Annotated in this window: 13 protein-coding genes and 2 tRNA genes; 10 read left to right on the forward strand and 5 right to left on the reverse strand. The window is 69.0% G+C overall.

The window, feature by feature from the left end:
* Positions 1-93: 93 nt before the first annotated feature.
* Entirely contained in the window at positions 94-1,398 is a 1,305-nt protein-coding gene (miaB, locus tag RAH39_RS04425) for a tRNA (N6-isopentenyl adenosine(37)-C2)-methylthiotransferase MiaB (RefSeq protein ID WP_306591597.1), read from the forward strand.
* Here miaB and RAH39_RS04430 read toward each other — a convergent pair.
* Entirely contained in the window at positions 1,395-2,267 is an 873-nt protein-coding gene (locus RAH39_RS04430; protein WP_306591598.1) for an aldose 1-epimerase family protein, read from the reverse strand. The two genes, miaB and RAH39_RS04430, sit on opposite strands and share 4 nt — an antisense overlap.
* A 55-nt stretch (positions 2,268-2,322) precedes the next feature.
* Here RAH39_RS04430 and RAH39_RS04435 point away from each other — a divergent pair, with 55 nt between their 5' ends.
* Positions 2,323-2,865, forward strand: coding sequence for a hypothetical protein (locus tag RAH39_RS04435; protein ID WP_306591599.1), 543 nt, complete (start codon positions 2,323-2,325; stop codon positions 2,863-2,865).
* A gap of 4 nt (positions 2,866-2,869) precedes the next feature.
* Here RAH39_RS04435 and RAH39_RS04440 read toward each other — a convergent pair.
* A tRNA-Leu gene (locus RAH39_RS04440) sits at positions 2,870-2,953 on the reverse strand.
* A gap of 47 nt (positions 2,954-3,000) precedes the next feature.
* On the opposite strand from RAH39_RS04440, the gene RAH39_RS04445 reads away from it, so the two are divergent.
* Together RAH39_RS04445 and RAH39_RS04450 are read left to right on the forward strand one after the other, a co-directional pair.
* On the forward strand, positions 3,001-3,396 hold the full coding sequence (locus tag RAH39_RS04445; protein WP_306591600.1) for a c-type cytochrome: 396 nt from the start codon (positions 3,001-3,003) through the stop codon (positions 3,394-3,396).
* Between the two features lie 9 nt (positions 3,397-3,405).
* On the forward strand, positions 3,406-5,700 hold the full coding sequence (locus tag RAH39_RS04450) for an ATP-dependent helicase (RefSeq protein WP_306591601.1): 2,295 nt from the start codon (positions 3,406-3,408) through the stop codon (positions 5,698-5,700).
* A 9-nt stretch (positions 5,701-5,709) separates the two neighbouring features.
* Here the strand turns inward: RAH39_RS04450 and RAH39_RS04455 are convergent, their stop codons facing one another.
* Both RAH39_RS04455 and RAH39_RS04460 read right to left on the reverse strand, forming a co-directional pair.
* Positions 5,710-6,627, reverse strand: a complete 918-nt coding sequence (locus RAH39_RS04455; protein WP_306591602.1) for a TIGR01777 family oxidoreductase — start codon at positions 6,625-6,627, stop codon at positions 5,710-5,712.
* A gap of 80 nt (positions 6,628-6,707) precedes the next feature.
* On the reverse strand, positions 6,708-6,935 hold the full coding sequence (locus tag RAH39_RS04460; RefSeq protein ID WP_306591603.1) for a cytochrome c3 family protein: 228 nt from the start codon (positions 6,933-6,935) through the stop codon (positions 6,708-6,710).
* Between the two features lie 176 nt (positions 6,936-7,111).
* On the opposite strand from RAH39_RS04460, the gene RAH39_RS04465 reads away from it, so the two are divergent.
* Complete coding sequence (locus tag RAH39_RS04465; protein WP_306591604.1) at positions 7,112-8,755, forward strand: NAD(P)/FAD-dependent oxidoreductase; 1,644 nt, start codon at positions 7,112-7,114, stop codon at positions 8,753-8,755.
* Between the two features lie 85 nt (positions 8,756-8,840).
* Positions 8,841-10,313, forward strand: coding sequence for a polyphosphate:AMP phosphotransferase (gene pap, locus RAH39_RS04470; RefSeq protein WP_306591605.1), 1,473 nt, complete (start codon positions 8,841-8,843; stop codon positions 10,311-10,313).
* 275 nt (positions 10,314-10,588) lie between these two features.
* Here pap and RAH39_RS04475 read toward each other — a convergent pair whose 3' ends face one another.
* Positions 10,589-11,416, reverse strand: coding sequence for a pyruvate, water dikinase regulatory protein (locus RAH39_RS04475; protein WP_306591606.1), 828 nt, complete (start codon positions 11,414-11,416; stop codon positions 10,589-10,591).
* 23 nt (positions 11,417-11,439) lie between these two features.
* Here RAH39_RS04475 and RAH39_RS04480 point away from each other — a divergent pair, with 23 nt between their 5' ends.
* From RAH39_RS04480 to RAH39_RS04495, 4 genes are all read left to right on the forward strand, one after another.
* The gene (locus RAH39_RS04480) at positions 11,440-12,573 is read left to right on the forward strand and encodes a sensor histidine kinase (protein ID WP_306591607.1); all 1,134 of its coding nucleotides are present in this window, start codon (positions 11,440-11,442) and stop codon (positions 12,571-12,573) included.
* A 9-nt stretch (positions 12,574-12,582) separates the two neighbouring features.
* Positions 12,583-14,289 (forward strand): NAD(+) synthase, encoded by a 1,707-nt coding sequence (gene nadE, locus RAH39_RS04485; protein ID WP_306591608.1) that lies wholly within the window; start codon positions 12,583-12,585, stop codon positions 14,287-14,289.
* Positions 14,290-14,323: 34 nt separating this feature from the next.
* Positions 14,324-14,410 (forward strand) — tRNA-Leu (locus RAH39_RS04490).
* 600 nt (positions 14,411-15,010) lie between these two features.
* Positions 15,011-15,415 carry a bacteriohemerythrin gene (locus tag RAH39_RS04495; RefSeq protein WP_306591609.1) on the forward strand — a complete coding sequence of 135 codons (405 nt, stop codon included), beginning with the start codon at positions 15,011-15,013 and terminating at the stop codon, positions 15,413-15,415.
* The last annotated feature ends 104 nt before the right edge of the window (positions 15,416-15,519 follow it).

The raw sequence follows: 15,519 nt of genomic DNA on the forward strand, positions 1-15,519 counted from the left end.
CCGGCGCAGCCGGGGCGCGGGAGCGTCGTGCGGGGCACGGCGCGATCGGGGGGTGGTCCCCTTCATCCAGCGGCGCCAGGTTCGAGGCCTCTCATGAAATTTCACATCGAAACCTGGGGCTGCCAGATGAACGACCACGACGGCGAGAAGCTGTCGGGGCTGCTGTCGGCGGAGGGCTTCGAGGCCGTGGATTCGGCGGAGGAAGCGGAGCTGGTGCTGCTCAACACCTGTTCCATCCGCGAGAAGGCGGTCCACAAGGTCTATTCGGAACTGGGCCGGCTGCGCGAGGAGAAGCAGCGGCGGCCCCTGCTGGTGGGCGTGACCGGATGCCTGGCCCAGCAGGAGCAGGCGGCCCTGTTCAAGCGAGCGCCCCACGTGGATTTCGTCCTGGGGACCATGGCCCTCAAGCAGCTGCCGTGGCTGGTGGCCGAGGCCCGCGCCGGCAAGGCCCGGGTGATGGACGCGGGCGAGTATCCGGACAACCACCTCTTCCCCGCGTCGGTGGCGCGGCGGCGGGACACGGCCAAGGCGCTCGTCACCATCACCGAGGGCTGCGATCACGCCTGCACCTACTGCATCGTGCCCACCACCCGCGGCGCCGAGCGCCACCGGCCCTTCCAGGACGTCCTCGCCGAAGTGCGCGGCCTGGTGGAACGGGGCTATCGGGAAGTGGAACTCCTGGGGCAGAACGTCAACAGCTACGCCGGCGGATGCACCTTCGCGGACCTGCTGGACCGCGTCTCGGAAGTGGACGGCCTGGAGTGGATCCGCTTCACCACCAGCCATCCCATGAACTTCACCCGGGACCTGGCGCAGGTCCTGGCGACCAATCCCAAGATCGCGCCCTTCCTCCACCTGCCCCTGCAGAGCGGGAGCGACCGGGTGCTGCGGCGGATGCGGCGCGAGTACACCATCGCCGAATACCTGGAGCGCCTGGGCTACCTGGGGGATCACCGCGCGCGCATCGCCCTCAGCACCGATCTCATCGTGGGCTTTCCTGGCGAGACGGACGAGGACTTCGAGGCGACGATGCGCGTGGTGGATGAGGTGGCCTTCGACACCTCCTTCAGCTTCGTCTATTCCCCGCGGCCAGGCACCGCCTCCCTCCGCCTCAAGGACGACCTGCCTCCGGCGGTGAAATCGGAGCGCCTGGCGCGGCTCCAGCGGCGGCAGGCGGAACTGACCCTGGCCAGCAACCGCCGGTTCGTGGGGCGGGAGATTCCCGTGCGGATCGAGACCCACGGTCCCACCGAACACGGGTGGTGGCTGGCCCGCAGCGGCGATTGGAAGACCATCCACCTGGCGGCCGGACCGGGCCGCGAGCTGCCGTTCGGGGAATTGGTGACGGTCCGGATCGTCCAGGCCAGCCCGCACTTCCTCGGCGCCGAGCTGGTCTAGGCTCCAGCTGAAATCGTGAGCGACCAGCGGCGGACGGCGCCGGCGGGAAGGATGAAACCGCCGGGCTTGTCGGCGAATTCGCCTTCCCAGTCCGCGGGGTCCGCGTAGCCGTCCCAGGGTTCGATGCACAGGAAGGCGGGATCGGGATCCGGCTTGGACCACAGGCCCAGTTGGGAGAAGCCCTCCCAGCGCAGCTCCAGCACGGATCCGCCTTCCGCCTCGAAGCGGAGGGCGCGGCTGCGGAGCTGGTCGAAGATCAGGGCGTCGTCCGCGAACAGGCTTTCGTCGAGGGGCAGCGCCCGCCCTCGAACCGGACTGGGCCGCGGCGCGGGATCCAGCAGGCCCTCCGGGGTGAGCCGGTGGACGAGTGCGGGCTCCTCCGCCTCGAAAACCAGGCGGTGGGCGGCTTTGGGCGTGTCGGGGGCGAGGGGCCAGCGGAAGGCCGGATGCAGGCCGAGACTGGCCGGAAGCGGATCCGACCCCGGGTTGTGGAGGACGATGTCCATTCGGAGAGCGCGTTCCTCCAGCGTCCAATCCACTCCGAGGGCGAAGGCAAAGGGGTAGGCGGCCCGCGTTTCCTCGTCGTCCCGCAGCTCCAGCCCGCAGGCGGCATCCTCGCGGCGGATCCAGGCGAAGGTCCGGTCCCGGGCGAAGCCGTGGCGGGGGAGGGAATAGTCGCGGCCTCCGTGCCGGAAGGCGTTTCCCTTCACCTGGCCCACGATGGGAAAGAGCAGGGGGGCGCACCGGGGCCACAGGGGGCCGCCGTCCCACAGCAGTTCCCGGCCGCCCAGGCGGAGGGAGCGCAATTCGGCGCCCTCGGCGGCGACGGTGGCCGCGGCGGATCCCGCGTGCAATTGGTGGATGTCCATGGGGTCAGGTTATCGGACCGTGGTAGATTTGGCCCCCTAGCCTCCGGGAGCAGACATGCCTTTCACGGCGGACGTCATCGCGGCGACCCTTCACGCGCCTCTCGCGAATGTGGAGCAGCACTGGCCGCTGGTGACGGAGGCGCTGAAAGCCCTCCAGATCCTCGATTCGGGGACGGAAGTGGCGGCCATCGCGCTCATCGGGACGGAGAGCTACCTGTTCGCTCCGGAGCGCCAGGCGGGCAGCGAGGCCTATTTCCGCCGGATGTACGAGTTCAAGCGGGCCCTGGGGAACTCGGAGCCCGGCGACGGGGCGCGGTTCGCGGCCCGGGGATTCATCCCCCTCCGCGGCCGGACGGAGTACGCCCGCTTCGGGAAGCTGGTGGGCGTGGATCTCGTCGCGGATCCCGAGCAGGCGCTGGACCCGGCCGTGGCGGCGCGGATCCTGGCCTACGATTTCATGCTCAAGGGCGTGCCTCCCGCGGCGGCGGACGGCGACTGGGTGAAGGTCCATCGGCTGGTGCGCGGCGACCTTTCCGGGTGGAAGCGCTTCAACGGGATCCTGATCCCCCTGCTGAAGCTCCAGGCGGAGCAGGACTGAAAGCTGGTGCGCCCGGAGGGACTCGAACCCTCACGCCTTGCGGCAAGCGATTTTAAGTCGCTGGCGTCTGCCATTCCGCCACGGGCGCGCCTTTCCAGCCTAACGGGGCGCGGGAGGCCGTGGTAGCGTTCGCCCATGCGTCTTCTTTCCGCCGCGCTGCTGCTCGCGCTCCTGCCCCTCCGCCTGGACGCCCAGGGGCGGGATCTCAGGGCCTTCTACGGCGAGCGGTGCGCCGTCTGCCACGGCGCGGACGGGTCGGGGAAAGGCCCCGGCGGAACGAAGCTGGGCGGCCGCAACCTGGCGGATCCCCGGTGGCTGGCGCGCCAGGAGGACGGCGCCCTGGTGGCTTCCATCCTCAAGGGACGCGGCGCCATGCCCGGCTTCAGCCGCCAGCTCGCGGAGCCCGAGGCGCGGCGCCTGCTGGCGGAAGTGGTCCGGCCCTTCGCCTTGAAGAAGAAGCCCGAGCGCCCCGCCCGTGAGCGGGCCGAAGGGGAGAAACCCCGCGCCGCGGAACCGGAGGCGGGCCGATAGGATGAAGGGATGCTCGACGCCTCCCCCGACCGCTCCGCCCATCCCCTGCTCCACAACCTGAACGAGCCCCAGCGGGAGGCCGTGCAGCACGCCCGGGGACCGCTTCTGCTGCTGGCGGGCGCGGGCTCGGGCAAGACCACGGTGATCACGCGGCGCATCGCCTGGCTGATCGAGGAGGAGGGCGTGTCCCCCGGGTCCATCCTGGCCATGACCTTCACCAACAAGGCCGCGGAGGAGATGCGCGAGCGCGTCCAGCGGCTGGTCTCCGTCCCCGCCTCGCAGATGTGGGTGAGCACCTTCCACAGCTTCTGCACCCGGATCCTGCGGCGCGAAGGCGACCGCACGCCCGTGGGGCGGGATTTCGTCATCTTCGATCCGGCCGACCAGAAGAGCCTGATGAAGCAGGTCCTGGCGGAGCTGAAACTCCCGGAGAAGCAGTTCCATCCCCGCCGGGTGCTGGAGCTGATCTCCGACTTCAAGAACCGCTGCCTGCTGCCGGAAGAGGCGCGGGAAGAGGCCCTGGACCCCTGGACGCGCAAGGCGCTGGAGGCCTATGACCTCTACCAGAAGGGGCTGAAGAACCATCGCGCCTGCGACTTCGACGACCTGCTGCTCCACACGGAGCGCCTGTTCCGCGATCCCGCGATGCAGGCCGTCTACGGCGACCGCTTCCAGTTCATCCTCGTGGACGAATACCAGGACACCAACCGCGCCCAGTACCTCCTGGTGCAGCACCTGGCCCGCCGCCACCACAACCTGTGCGTGGTGGGCGACGAGGATCAGTCGATCTACGGATGGCGCGGCGCCGACATCCGCAACATCCTCGACTTCCAGCGGGACTTCCCTGAGGCCCTCCGCATCGAGCTGCTGCAGAACTATCGCTCCACGAAGAAGATCCTGGACGCAGCGTCGGGCGTGATCTCCAACAATTCCCAGCGCGTGGAGGGCAAAGGTTCGCTCAAGACGGATCTGGGGGAGGGCGAGTCCATTCAGTTCAAGCTGACGGAGGAGGGGCGGCTGGAGGCCGAGTGGGTGGCCCAGCGCATCCAGGAATTGCGCTACCGGGAGCCCGAGGCCAAGGTGGCCGTCCTCTACCGCGCCAACTGGCAGTCCCGGCAGATGGAAGAGGCCCTGCGCGCCCAGAACATGGCCTACCGCCTGGTGGGCGGCGTGAAGTTCTACGAGCGGCAGGAAGTGAAGGACCTGATCTCCTACCTGCGGCTGGTGTCGAACCCCTTCGATCTGGTGAGCTTCCGCCGCTGTGTGAACGCCCCCACCCGCGGCGTGGGGCCCACCACTCTGGGGAAGATCGAGGCGGCCATTCCCGAGGGCGGGACGCCCCTGGAGGGCCTGGGGCTCCTGCTGCGGTCGGGCGACCTGAAGGGCCGCGCCCAGCGCGAGCTGGGCAAGTTCCTCGACTTGTTCCGCCGGGCCGAAAGCGAGCGGGAAGTCCTGGGCCTGGCGGGCATCGTGAAGTGGGTGCTCCAGGAGAGCGGCTACCTGCAGAGCCTGGAGGACGAAGCGACGCTGGAGGCCGAGGGTCGCATCCGCAACCTGGAGGAATTCCTCAGCGCCGCCGCCGAATCCGAATCCCTGGGCCTCCGCCTGTCGGAATTCCTGGACCGCATCACCCTGGCGGCGGACGCGGATCAGTTGGAGGAGGCCGCGCATCTCAGCCTGATGACCATCCACTGCGCCAAGGGGCTGGAGTTCCCCTTCGTGTTCGTCATCGGCATGGAGGAGGACGTCTTCCCCAACCGCAACGCCCGCGAGACCCCGGAGGGCCTCGAGGAGGAGCGGCGGCTGTTCTACGTGGCCATCACCCGCGCCCAGCGCCGCCTGACCCTGAGCGCCGCGCGCCGCCGCCGCGTGATGGGCACCGAGATGCTGGCCATGCCCAGCCGATTCCTGCGGGAACTCCCCCCGGAGGCCCTCACCACGCCCATCCGATGGGGCACCGAGATCTACCAGGCCGGCGAGGGCGTGCGGCCCGGCAGCTCCTTCAGCCGCGGATCCGGCGGCGTCTCCGTCGCCACCGAACTCCAGCGCATCCGCAGTTTCTTCGACCGGGTGAAGGAGCCGTCCCCCGCCGCCGCTTCCGATGACCCGGCGCCGGTGGAGGTCTCCGAGCCCCAGGATCCCAGCGCCTTTTCGCCGGGCACCCGCGTCCGCAGTCCGCGATTCGGCGAGGGTACGATCCTCGCGACCACGGGGCGGGGCGATGGGCTGACCTACACCGTCCGCTTCGACCAGGGCGGCGACAAGCGGATCATGGCCCGGTTCGGAGGGCTGGAGCGGGCCTGAGTTCCGGGATCAGAGGAGATCCTCCAGGGCCGAGAGGGCCGTGGGGAAGCGGAACCGGAAGCCCTGGGCCAGGGCCCGGGAGGGAACCGCGAAGACCCCCCGCAGCAGGAGCTCATCGGCCCTCTCGCCCAGCGCCACCCGGAGGAGCGCAGCGCTGATCGTGCCGGGCACAGGCAGCAGAGGGCGATGGAGGCTCCGGGCGAGGAGGCGCATGAAAGCCGCCTGGGCGAGGGGCTGAGGCGCGACGGCGTTGAAGGCGCCCCGCCAGCCGGGATTGCGCGCGGCCTCCAGCAACAGCGCCACCAGATCATTCCGGTGGATCCAACTGAACCCCTGCTGTCCCGATCCCAAGCGGCAGCCCTGGAACCAGCGCACTGCCCCGGCCATCTTCGGCAGGGCTCCTCCTTCCTCAGCCAGGACCACGCCCAGCCGCATCCGCACCACGCGGATGCCGAGGGCTTCGGCGCCCCGGGCTTCCTCCTCCCAGGCCGCGCAGGTTTCGGCCAGGAAGCCGGTGCCGGCCGGCGTCTCCTCATCCGCGGGGGCCGCGTCGCGGGAGCCGTAGTAGCCCACGGCGGAGGCGTTCACCAGGACAGGAGGCGGGAGGGCGCATTCCGCCAGGGCGGCCACCAGCCGCCGCGTGGGGAGGCTGCGGCTGTCCCGGAGCGCGGCCTTCCGGGTGGGGGTCCACCGTCGGTCCGCGATGCCCTCCCCGGCCAGATTGAAGACCGCATCGGCCCCGCGAAGGACGGCCGGCAGGTCCTCCCAATCCCGGGCTGCGGCTCCGGGTGGAAGGGAAACGCTTTCCGGTCTTCGCGACAGGACCGTGACACGGGCGCCGTGGTCGAGGAGCGCCGTCACCAGAAGCCGGCCCACCAGCCCCGACCCGCCGGCCACCACCGCGCCCTTCAGGCTTGCGGATTCCATGGGACGCTCCGGGAAGGATTGTCACAGGAATAAAAAAACGGCGCGGGAAAACCCGCGCCGTCTCGATTCACCGGGAAGAACTACTTCTTGGTGGTGGTCAGCTTGCCGTCGGCGTAGCCGTGGCAATCCTTGCACTGGTTTTCCTTGTACTTCGCGACCATCTTGGCGGCGGCGGGGATGAACTTCTTGTCCTTGGGCGCGCCCTCGTGGCAGACGGTGCACTTGGCGCCCTTCACGGTGGTGGGCTTGGCCAAGACGGGGACGGCGCAGATGAGCGCGGCGGCGAAGAAGGAAAGCGAACGGCGCATGGGGTCTCCTGAGTGCTTCGAGCCAGAGTTGGAAGGCACGGAAGTCATCGAACTGGAACCACTCTAACCCGATTGTCACGGGTTTGTATCGAAGAGATTCCGTCTCGATTTGGAGGTGCCGGAGTACGCTGGAGGCCTGGCTTTGGGTCCCGGCGACCCCTTCCGCCGAGGCGACCATGCGCTACCTGCTCTCCAACCTGATGCTCAACCTGGGGGAGGAAGCGCTGGACTTGGCGCAGCCCCTCGCGCACGCCCTGGGCGGCGCGGCGCGGGACTACCGCGCCGTGGTCCTGGAGCGCCGCAGCCTGGATGCCCGTCACAAGGGCGCCATCCGCTTCCTGGTGGCCCTCAGCTTCGATTCGGATCGACCGTTGGAACCGGGTGCCTTCCCCGGGGGACTCAAGCTGGATCTCGCGCCGACGGCCGCTCCCTACGCGGTGGCGCCGCCGCCGCGCAGGCCCCGCGTGGTGGTGGTGGGCAGCGGTCCCGCCGGGACTTTCTGCGCCCTGCGCCTCCTGGATTACGGGATCGAGCCCGTGGTGCTGGAGCGCGGGCCCGCCATGGGCGAGCGGGTGAAGGCGGTGGCGGGCCTGTGGACCGACGCGATCCTGGATCCCGAGGCCAACGCCCAGTTCGGCGAAGGCGGGGCCGGAACCTTCAGCGACGGCAAGCTCACCACCCGCATCGGCCATCCCGCGACCCGCTACGTCCTGGAGGCCTTCGTCCGCTTCGGGGCGAACCCGCGCATCCTCTACCTCGCGAAGCCTCACGTGGGCACGGACGTGATCCGCCGCTGCGCGGTCCTCATCCGCAAGGAAGCCGAGGCCCGCGGCGCCCAGTACCGCTTTCGCGCGCGCCTGGCGGACATCCGGTTCGATGCGGAAGGCCGCGTCCAGGCCGCGGTTCTGGAGAGCGGGGAGGAGCTCCTGTGCGAGGCCCTGGTCCTGGCGCCGGGCCACAGCGCGCGGGACACCTTCGAGATGCTGCACCGCCACGGCGTGGCCATGCGCCAGAAGGCCTTCGCCATGGGCGTGCGCGTGGAGCATCCCCAGGATCTGATCGATCGCGCCCAGTACGGCCCCAGCAGCGGCCATCCGTCGCTTCCTGCGGCGGACTACAAGCTGGTGTGCAACTTCGGGGTGAACCGCGCCGCCTACAGCTTCTGCATGTGCCCCGGCGGCGAGGTGATCCAGTGCAGCAGCGAGGCCGGCGGCGTGGTCGTGAACGGGATGAGCAACGAGAAGCGCGATTCCGGCTTCGCCAATTCGGGGCTGGTGGCGAAGGTGAACACCGCGGATTTTGGGAGCGACCACCCGCTGGCCGGGATGCGCTTCCAGCGAACCTGGGAGCAGGCCGCCTTCCGCGCGGCGGGAGAGACCTACGGCGCCCCGGCCATGGCGGTCCAGGATTTCCTGAAGGGCCGCGCCACGGGCCGCCTCCCGCGGACCAGCTTCCGGCCTTTCGCGGTGGCGGCCGACCTGCGGACCTGCCTGCCGGAGTTCGTGCGGGAGCAGCTGGCCGGCGCGCTGCCCGTCTTCGACCGGAAGATCCACGGATTCACCAGCCGCGACGCCGTGCTGCTCGCCATCGAAAGCCGCACCAGCAGCCCGCTCCAGCTCCTCCGGAACGAGGACGGCCAGTCCGCGTCGCATCCGGGCCTGTACCCCTGCGGCGAGGGCGCGGGCTTCGCGGGCGGGATCACTTCCGCCGCCGTGGATGGGATCCGCGTGGCCGAATGGATCGCCCAGTCCGCCGGAGCTCCGCCGTTCGCGCCCTTTGAGAAGCAGGTGCGCGCAGGGGACCTGGCCAACGAATATTGAACCCGCGACTCCCGGGGTTCGGCCCGCACGGAATCCGCTATCGTGGCTTCCAAGCGCAGGCCCGGCACTCCCATCCGGAGGAACCATGTTCGAATCCGCGGAACTCGGCCATAGGATCGACAAGGAGGTCTGGGACCGAGAGGTTCCCGCGCTTCGCGAGGCGCTGCTGAACGCCCAGTTCGAGCTGGCGTCCGCCGGGTTTCCGGTGATCCTTTTGGTGGCGGGCGTAGACGGCGCCGGGAAGAGCGAGACGGTCAACACCCTCAACGAATGGATGGACCCCCGCCACATCGAGACCCACGGCCTGGATGCACCCTCCGAGGAGGAGCTGGAGCGGCCCCACATGTGGCGCTACTGGCGCCTGCTGCCGCCCAAGGGGAAGATCGGGATCTTCGACGGCTCCTGGTACACGTGGCCCATCCGGGAGCGGGCCCACGGCCGCACCAAGACCTCGGAACTGGATCAGGACCTGGCGCGGATCGCCCGGTTCGAGCAGATGCTCATCCAGGAGGGCGCCCTGGTCCTGAAGTTCTGGATGCACCTCAGCAAGGACGCCCAGCGGAAGCGGCTGAAGAGCCTGGAGAAGGACCCGCGGACGCGCTGGCGCGTGACCTCCCGGGACTGGAAGCACTTCGAGATGTACGACGCCTTCCGGGGCGTGGCCGAACGGGCCCTCCGGGCCACCAGCACCGGCGAGGCGCCGTGGATCGTGGTGGAGGCCACCCAGGCGCGCTATCAGCGGCTGACCGTGGGGAAGATCCTTCTGGAGCGCCTCCGGGCCCGGCTCGACCAGCCGGCTCCCCCCGTGATCCAGCCCGCGGCGCATCCGCCCGCCCGGCCCGTGGACACGGTCAATGAGCTTCGCGCCCTCGACCTCACGAAGCGCCTGGAGCCGAAGGAATACGAGGACGAACTCCTGACCCTCCAGGGTCGGCTGAACGTCCTGGTCCGGCGGCCGGCCTTCCGCAAGCGCGCGGCGGTCCTGGTGTTCGAAGGCATGGACGCCGCGGGGAAGGGCGGCAGCATCCGGAGGATCACCCAGGCCCTGGACGCCCGGACCTACCGCATCCATCCCATCGCCGCGCCCACGGAAGAGGAACGTGCCCAGCCCTACCTGTGGCGCTTCTGGCGGCAGCTCCCCCGCTGGGGCCGGCTCGCCATCTTCGACCGGAGCTGGTACGGCCGCGTCCTGGTGGAGCGGGTGGAGGGGTTCTGCTCCGAAGCGGACTGGCGCCGGGCCTACGGCGAGATCAACGATTTCGAGGATCAGCTCGCCCGCAGCGGCGACGTGGTGGTCAAGTTCTGGCTCTCCATCAGCCAGGAGGAGCAGCTCCGCCGGTTCGAGGCGCGGCAGGCGACGGCCTTCAAGCACTTCAAGATCACCGACGAGGACTGGCGGAACCGGGAGAAGTGGCCCGCCTACGAAGCCGCCGTCTGCGACATGCTGGACCGCACCAGCACGGAAATCGCGCCGTGGACGCTCGTGGAAAGCGAAGACAAGCGCTACGGCCGCATCAAGATCCTGAAGACGCTGGTCGCGCGGCTGGAGGCGCTGTAATACGAATGCATGTAAATCCGAATCTCCAGGAAAAGCCACATCCAAAGCGGAGGAGAACGGAGTGCCAGAGGAAAGCAGAGATGTTTCTCTCCGCTCTTCTCCGTCCTTCCGTTTACGTGTCTTGGCGGCGCGGATCCTCAACGCTCCATGACAGGGCGATTTACAGGCTGGACGTCAAGGACACCCATAACCGCGTCAGCGGGAAGAGCCCTTTTCTTGGTGTCTTCGCGTCTTGGTGGTGATTCTTATCTTTTGAACGCCAAGCGGCATAAGGTCTAGACGGCGCGTTCCTTCCCGAACACGCGGTCCAGCACGAGGCCGGCGGTCTCCTCGATGCTGCGGCCGGTCACGTCGAGGACGGGCCAGCGGCGATGCAGGCGGAACACCCCGTCGGCGTAGGCGAGTTCTTCCAGGATGCGGCCCAGATCGCTGTAGTTGTCGGCGCTGCCCGTGGCGCCCAGGCGCTTGAGCCGGTAGGCGCGGATCTCCTGCAGGCGGTCGGCCTGGATGGTGAGGCCTACGATCCGGCCCTGGGGGATGTGCTCCAGTTCCGCGGGAAGGGGGATGCCGGGGACCAGGGGCACGTTCATCACCTTGTAGCCCTCCATGGCGAGATACATGGAGAGGGGCGTCTTGCTGGTGCGGCTGATCCCCACCAGCACGATGTCGGCGTCCGCGAGGCCGCCCATGTCGATCCCGTCGTCGTACTTCTGGGCGTATTCGATGGCTTCGATCCGGCGGAAGTACTTGTCGCCCACCGCGTGGAAGCTGCCGGGCCGTTCCTCGGGCCGCTCGCGGAGGTAGAGAGCCAGGGTGTCCAGCAGGTTGCCGAACAGGTCCACCTGGGTGAGGCGCAGCTCCGCGCACCGGTCCGCCAGGTAGACGCGCATCTCCCGCGACACCGTGGTGTGGATGATCACGGCGCGCTTTTCGCCGGCCATCTGGACCACCCGATCCACATCCTCCCGGGACCGCACGTTCTGGAAGCGCCGCACCAGGGCCGAGCTCTCGCCCTTGGAGAACTGGGTCAGGGCCGCCTGCACCATCCGGTAGGCGGTCTCCCCGGAGCCGCCGGACACCACGTAGATGGGCTGTCTGTCCATGGGATTCAGCATACCCTGGGGCCATGGCCCCGCTTTCCCACGTCCTGGCCTGGCTGGCGCTGGTCCTGCCGTTCGCGGCGGTGCTCGCCGCCTTCGTCCTCCTCCTGGTCCGCTGGAGCCGCCTCCGGCGGGCGGCGGATCCCGAATCCCTGCTGCTGACGGCGGTCTCGGGAAGCCTGCGCGAGCGCGGCGAACTGGCGGCATCCCTGGGCGAGCTGCGCACGGTCCACGAGCGGATCCTGGACGCGCTGCCGACCGGCCTCCTGTGGGTGGACCAGCGCCAGCGGGTGGCGGCCCTCAACCGCCACGGACGGGATCTCCTGGGCGTGACGCCCGGCGTGGCGGGCCTGGAGGCGGGCTTCGTCCTGGAGCCCTTTCCGTGGCTGCGCGAAGCGCTTCTGCAGGATCCGGGTCCGCCCCTGCGGCTGGAGGCTGGCGGGCGCCGCTGGCGGGTCCAGCGCATTGAGGCCCCGGATCGCGTGGGAGCGCTCCTCCAGTTCGAGGACATCACCGAGGCGGAGCAGGAGGAGCGCCGGCGGCAGCTGCGGGAGCGGTTCGCGGAACTGGGCGAGATGACCGCCGGCGTGGCCCATCAGTTGAAGAACGGCTTGGCCGTGCTCAAGGGACAGGGCCAGCTCCTCCAGCGGGAAGGACACGGAGCCGCCGAGGTGCTGCTGGAGGAGACGGCCGATCTGGAGCGGCTGGTCCAGCGCTTCCTCCAGTGGGCCAAGCCTCTGGAGTCGGCGGCGGAGCCCCTCCGCCTGGAGGAAGCCGCCGCCCAGGTCGTGGCGGAAATGAAGCGCCGCCCGGTAAGCCAAGGAAGGCAGTTGCTGGTCCAGGGCGAGGGCGGAGCGGTGGGCGATCCGGTGTTGTTGCACCAGGCGCTGGTGAATCTGCTGGAGAACGCCTGCCAGGCGACGCCCGTGGGGGGCCGGATCACGGTGGCCGTCGCCGAAGGCCGGCTGGACATCCTCGACGAGGGGGCAGGACTGGGCGAGGAGACCGCCGTGCGGATGCTCCGCCCCTTCGAGAGCGGACGGCCCGACGGGACGGGGCTGGGCCTGCCCCTCGCCCTCAAGTGGCTCAACGCCCAGGGCGCCGACCTCCGCCTGGCGCCGCGTCCCGAAGGCGGCACCCGCGCGGAGATCCGCTGGTAAGTTGATGCCATGCGCATCGCCCTGCTCCAGCTCAACGCCCGCCTGGGGGATCCCGAAGGGAACGGCCGTCGGCTGGAGGCCGCCTACGCGGAAGCGGTGGCCGGCGGCGCGGAGTTGGCCCTGGCGCCGGAATTGGCGATTCCCGGTTACCTGCTGGAGGACCGCCTGTGGGAACCGGGCCTGCGGCGGCGCGTCGAAGCCGAATCCCACCGGCTGGCCGCGCGATCGGGAACCGTTCCCCTAGTCTTCGGCACGGCCCGGCCCGCGCCGTCCGGGCGGCTGTGGAACGAGCTGTGGTGGTGCGAAGGGGGGGCGCTGCGCCACTGCGCGCGCAAGCGGGTGCTGCCCAGCTACGATGTGTTCGACGAGCACCGCTACTTCGAGCCGGACCTCGCGCCCCAGCCGCTGGTGCCCTTCCGCGGCGAGCGGGTGGGGCTGTCCATCTGCGAGGACCTGTGGGCCGATCCGCAACTGGGCGGCACGCCGGTGGCGTACGGCCTGGATCCCATCGCCGACCTGGCCGCCGCGGGCGCCACGCTGATCCTCAACGCCAGCGCCAGTCCCAGCTTCCTGGGGAGCTGGCTTCCTCCGGGCCGGAGCGCCCCCTGGGCCGTGCCGTCGAAGGACGCCCAGCGCCGCCGCCTCCTGTCGGGGCTGGCGAATAAGCACGGCATTCCCATCGCCTACGTGAGCCGCGTGGGGGCCGAGAGCTGGCTGCTGTTCGATGGCGGCTCGGGCCTGGCCCTGCCGGATGACCGCTGGCAGGGCGGGGAGCCCTTCCAGGAGGGCGCCCTGTTCACCGATCCGGCTGATGCGGGCGACTGGCGGAGCGTGGAGGACGCGCGATGGCTGCGGAAGGCGCTGGTGACCGGGCTGCGCGACAACCTGGCCAAGCAGGGCATCGAGGCTCTGGTGCTGGGGCTCTCCGGCGGGATCGACAGCGCCGTGGCAGCTGCCCTGGCGGTAGAGGCCCTCGGTCCGGATCGAATCCTGGGAGCCGCGCTGCCCACGCGCTTCAGCAGCGCCGAAAGCTCGGCCCTGGCCGAGGAGCAGGCCCGCCATTTGGGATTGGCCTTCCTTAGCCTCGATGCGGACGCCCCCTTCGCGGGGTTCTCGCAGGCCCTGGGCGAGGCGCTCCCGGGCCGGGCCTTCGGCCTCACGGACGAAAACCTCCAGAGCCGCAGCCGCGGCAGCCTGCTGATGGCGCTCACCTCCGAGTTCGAGGTCCATCAGCGGCTCGGCACCGAGCGGATGGCGGTCCTGAATACCGGCAACAAGAGCGAGGCGGCCACGGGCTACTTCACCCTCTACGGCGACGGGATCGGCGCCTTCGCCCCCCTCGGGGACTGCCTGAAGGCGCGCGTCTACGCCCTGGCCGGTGAACTGGGCGCCGCCGTCCCCCGCGGCGTGGTGGAACGGCCTCCCACGGCGGAGCTGCGCCCCGGCCAGACGGACGAGGCCAGTCTCCTGCCCTATGCCCAACTGGACGCCATCCTGGGAGCGGTCCTCGAAGCGCAGCGGCCGGAGGAAGCACTGGCCGACGATCTGACCCTTCTGCTGGAAGGCCCCGCCCTCGAGCAGGCCCGCGCCGCCCTTCCGCGGATCCTGGCCCTCCTCCGCCGCACCGAGTTCAAGCGGCGCCAACTGCCCTTCGCCTTCAAGGTGAGCCCCAAGGCCTTCGGCGTGGGCCGCCGGATCCCGCTCACGGCGCTATGAAAGGGCCCCAGCCTTGCGCTACGCTAGGTCCCAGGCCGGTGTGGCGAAATGGCAGACGCGGCGGACTCAAAATCCGCTTCCCCTTAAAGGAGTGTCGGTTCGAGTCCGACCACCGGTACCAACGGTTTGGCCCTCTTTTGAGGGCCTCGTTTTTTTAGGAGGAATTCCTGGCGGTTACCGCAGGGGAATGAGGGGAACGCGCGCCGGAAAGATGCGCGCCTTGGCTCTGGGTTTCCCTCCGCACGCGAGCGATTCGAGTCATGCCCTGGGCACCGGAAAGATTTCTGCAATAGGGTTGGGCTCTCCGTCTAAAACTTGGGCCGCGCGCTGAGCAGACTTGGAATCTTCGAAGCAGTTCGGCAGGCTGGAGAGAAGACAATACTCTGACCCTTCAATCTGCACCAAACTGCCATTCCCCCTGAAGCCTCAGAATTTTTTTGTCCGGAGATGGCATTCCGGGCTTCACTCTCGGCCTTGTTGCGGCCATGGCCGTGCTCCTGGAATTCACTTCCTTTAAGGGACTGTCCGTTCAAGTTGAGGATCGCCGGCGATTGGACTGCCTTCTTCCTGTATTTCATGAGAGAAATGGGTCAGAATTCACTTGATATTCCGATCTTCAAAGGACTACAGTCAACCGTCGCCGGCATGAGCCGGATCCCCACAGGGGTGCGTCCGGATGGACGCCGCGCCAGCCGATGGACAGGGAAGGGGGTCTGGGGTCATGGATGTTGTGTGGAACACCCGCTACAACACGGGCATTCACATCATCGACGAACAGCACCAGGATCTCTTCGCCACCATGGATCGCCTGCGGAAGGCCGTCCAGGTTGATGCGGGCCGGCAGGCCATGGAGGAGCTCCTGTCGGATCTCATCCTTGCTTCGGAGCAGCACTTCAGCACCGAAGAGGCCTTCATGGCCAAGTACGGGTATCCGGACCTGACGCAGCACGTGGCCGAGCACGCCTCCATGCTCACGAGCCTCCAGGAACTGCGGACCAAATTCCGCGAGAATCCCCAGGCCCTGGCCGTCCTCATCCCGACCTTCATGGAAGGCTGGCTGAAGCACCACATCAGCGACGGCGATTTCGGATTCGTCACCTTCCTCAAGGCGCGGAACCTGGCCTAGCGGCGGCGCCCTCGAATGGGTCGATAAAACCGTCACAGCGGTGAAAAATCTATCGAAATTTGCTAGCACGCATGTGTTCCCAAAAAGGCTCTTGAAGGCTTGAT

This window comes from Geothrix sp. 21YS21S-4 (genome assembly GCF_030845995.1).
Taxonomy (GTDB): domain Bacteria; phylum Acidobacteriota; class Holophagae; order Holophagales; family Holophagaceae; genus Geothrix.

What these genes read in the sequence shown, in the direction of transcription:
- miaB (WP_306591597.1), top strand. Translation starts at nt 94, where the DNA reads ATGAAATTTCACATCGAAACCTGGGGCTGCCAGATGAACGACCACGAC.
- RAH39_RS04430 (WP_306591598.1), bottom strand. Translation starts at nt 2,267, where the DNA reads ATGGACATCCACCAATTGCACGCGGGATCCGCCGCGGCCACCGTCGCC.
- RAH39_RS04435 (WP_306591599.1), top strand. Translation starts at nt 2,323, where the DNA reads ATGCCTTTCACGGCGGACGTCATCGCGGCGACCCTTCACGCGCCTCTC.
- RAH39_RS04445 (WP_306591600.1), top strand. Translation starts at nt 3,001, where the DNA reads ATGCGTCTTCTTTCCGCCGCGCTGCTGCTCGCGCTCCTGCCCCTCCGC.
- RAH39_RS04450 (WP_306591601.1), top strand. Translation starts at nt 3,406, where the DNA reads ATGCTCGACGCCTCCCCCGACCGCTCCGCCCATCCCCTGCTCCACAAC.
- RAH39_RS04455 (WP_306591602.1), bottom strand. Translation starts at nt 6,627, where the DNA reads ATGGAATCCGCAAGCCTGAAGGGCGCGGTGGTGGCCGGCGGGTCGGGG.
- RAH39_RS04460 (WP_306591603.1), bottom strand. Translation starts at nt 6,935, where the DNA reads ATGCGCCGTTCGCTTTCCTTCTTCGCCGCCGCGCTCATCTGCGCCGTC.
- RAH39_RS04465 (WP_306591604.1), top strand. Translation starts at nt 7,112, where the DNA reads ATGCGCTACCTGCTCTCCAACCTGATGCTCAACCTGGGGGAGGAAGCG.
- pap (WP_306591605.1), top strand. Translation starts at nt 8,841, where the DNA reads ATGTTCGAATCCGCGGAACTCGGCCATAGGATCGACAAGGAGGTCTGG.
- RAH39_RS04475 (WP_306591606.1), bottom strand. Translation starts at nt 11,416, where the DNA reads ATGGACAGACAGCCCATCTACGTGGTGTCCGGCGGCTCCGGGGAGACC.
- RAH39_RS04480 (WP_306591607.1), top strand. Translation starts at nt 11,440, where the DNA reads ATGGCCCCGCTTTCCCACGTCCTGGCCTGGCTGGCGCTGGTCCTGCCG.
- nadE (WP_306591608.1), top strand. Translation starts at nt 12,583, where the DNA reads ATGCGCATCGCCCTGCTCCAGCTCAACGCCCGCCTGGGGGATCCCGAA.
- RAH39_RS04495 (WP_306591609.1), top strand. Translation starts at nt 15,011, where the DNA reads ATGGATGTTGTGTGGAACACCCGCTACAACACGGGCATTCACATCATC.